2 protein-coding genes are annotated in these 2141 nt (G+C 71.1%); one reads left to right on the top strand and one right to left on the bottom strand.

Annotated features, from left to right (window positions below; genetic code table 11):
* The coding region (locus ACOJSN_RS21395) for an MBL fold metallo-hydrolase RNA specificity domain-containing protein (protein WP_420114506.1) at nucleotides 1-556 on the top strand (556 nt) is incomplete at its 5' end.
* A gap of 4 nt (nucleotides 557-560) precedes the next feature.
* On the opposite strand, the gene ACOJSN_RS21390 is transcribed toward ACOJSN_RS21395, so the two are convergent.
* Nucleotides 561-2141 (bottom strand): AMP-dependent synthetase/ligase (locus tag ACOJSN_RS21390; RefSeq protein WP_420114505.1); only part of this gene is annotated, 1581 nt, incomplete at its 5' end.

Below are 2141 nucleotides of genomic sequence, written 5' to 3'. Positions count from 1 at the left end.
CGCGTCGGCAGGGGAGCTGCTCTACTGCTACAACATCGTGCGCCCCAAGAACGTGATGCCGGTGCACGGCGAGATCCGTCACCTGGTCGCCAACGGTGCGCTCGCGGTGCAGACCGGTGTGCCCGCCGAGCGGGTCGTGCTCGCCGAGGACGGCGTGGTCGTCGACCTCGTCGACGGCAAGGCCCGCATCGTCGGCGCCGTGCCCTGCGGCTACGTGTACGTGGACGGCTCCTCGGTCGGTGGCGTCACGGAGGCGGAGCTGAAGGACCGCCGCATCCTGTCCGAGGAGGGGTTCATCTCGATCTTTGCGGTGGTCGACTCGCAGAACGGCAAGCTCGTCGCCGGGCCGCAGCTGCACGCGCGCGGGGTTGCCGAGGACGAGGACAAGCTTGCCGAGATCGTGCCGCAGATCGAGAAGGCGCTCGCGGAGGCGACTGCTGACGGCAGCTACGACACCCACCAGCTGCAGCAGGCGATCCGTCGCACTGTGGGTCGCTGGGCCTCGTCACGGCTGCGTCGCCGGCCGATGATCATCCCGGTGGTCGTGCAGGCCTGAGCCCTCAGGCGTAGAGGTCGTCGATCAGCGCTGTTGCCGACTCGAGGTAGGCGGACCGGCGGAGCTTGAGGGTCGGCGTCGTGCACTCGTCGAGGTCGACGATCACGGCTCGGAAGCGGCGTGCCTGCTCCGAGCGGGAGACCTCCGCGTTCGCCGCTTCGACCGCGGGCTGCAGCGCCAGACTGAGCGCGGCGTCGTCGAGCAGTGTTCCCGGAGGCGAGGCAGGATCTCTCACCAGCTCGGCGAGGTCGGGGCGGTCATGCTGCTCGGCCCAGGCACGCAGCTCGTCGGGGGCGAGCAGCAGCAGCGCCGCGGCATACGGACGATCGGTGCCCACCATGACCGCATGGGCCACGAGAGGATGCGCTCCGACGGTGGTCTCCCACGGTCCCGGCTCGATGCTCTTGCCGGAGGAAGTCACCAGGGTGTCCTTCCGTCGACCGACCACGGTGAGATGGCCGCGCTCGTCCACAGTGCCCAGGTCCCCGGTATGCAGCCACCCGTCCACGGTGAACGCGGCGGCGTCGTCCGCTGGATCGGTGTGACCCGGAGTGACGCCGACGCCGCGGACCTGGATCTCGCCGTCATCGGCCAGCCGGATCGCTGTGCCGGGGATCGGTACCCCGACTGTGCCGGCCCGGATGTCACCTGGTCGCTGACCGGTGGCGGGTGCCGTCGTCTCGGTGAGCCCGTACCCCTCGATGACCGGGATGTCGAGGCCGCGGAAGTAGAGGGACAGGTCGGCCCCGAGCGAGGCGGCCCCCGAGAGCAGGGATTCCACCCGACCACCCAACAGCGCGCGGACGCGTGCGTAGAAGAGCCGGTCGAAGACCGCGTGCCGGAGGCGGAGCCCGAGCGGTGCTGTCGCCCTCGGGTCGTCCTGCCGCCGCTCGAGATGCCGACCCCATGCCACCGCAGTGACGTCAGCGGCGGCGTAGAGGCGGCCGAGGTGGGCTCGCTGCGCCTTGGCGGCCACGGCTGCGCGGATCCGTTGTAGCACCCGCGGCGCCACCACCAGGAAGGTCGGACGCAGAGTCGGTAGCGTGGCGACGACCGAGGCAGGGTCCGCGAGGTGCGCGGTGCGCATCCCCGTGGCGATCGCGACGAGCTGCAGGCCGCGGGCGAGCACGTGCGCGAGCGGCAGGAAGATCACGGTGCTCGCGCCCTCGTGGATGACCTCTGCATAGGCGGCCTGCACGTTCCGGACCACGCCGACGAGGTTGGCGTGCGTGATGCGCACACCGCGCGCTGATCCGGTCGTGCCTGAGGTGTAGACGATCGTCGCGATGTCGTCGGAGCGCACCCGCGCGCGCCGGGCCTCCACGGTGTCCTCGGTCACGTCGTGCCCGAGCGAGCGCAGCGCATCGAGGTCGTGCGCGCCCGTGTCCATCGTCCAGGTCGAGATAGACGGCGCGGGCTCGAGGCGTTCGAGTGCCGCGTCCAGGATGGTGTGCTCGGCGCTGCCGCCGAGGACCGCAAGTGCCGGGCGGCAGTCGGCGATCACCTGGGCGGCCTGCGCGGAGGAGGCGGTCGGGTAGATCGGGACCACCACGGCGCCGACCCACCACGAAGCGAGGTCCACGAC

Origin of the sequence: Pseudactinotalea sp., from assembly GCF_048594945.1 — a bacterium.
In the GTDB taxonomy this organism is placed as follows: Bacteria; Actinomycetota; Actinomycetes; order Actinomycetales; family Beutenbergiaceae; genus Pseudactinotalea.
The sequence above is the reverse complement of the archived record's forward strand: the minus strand, read 5'-3'. Positions and strand labels throughout refer to the sequence as shown.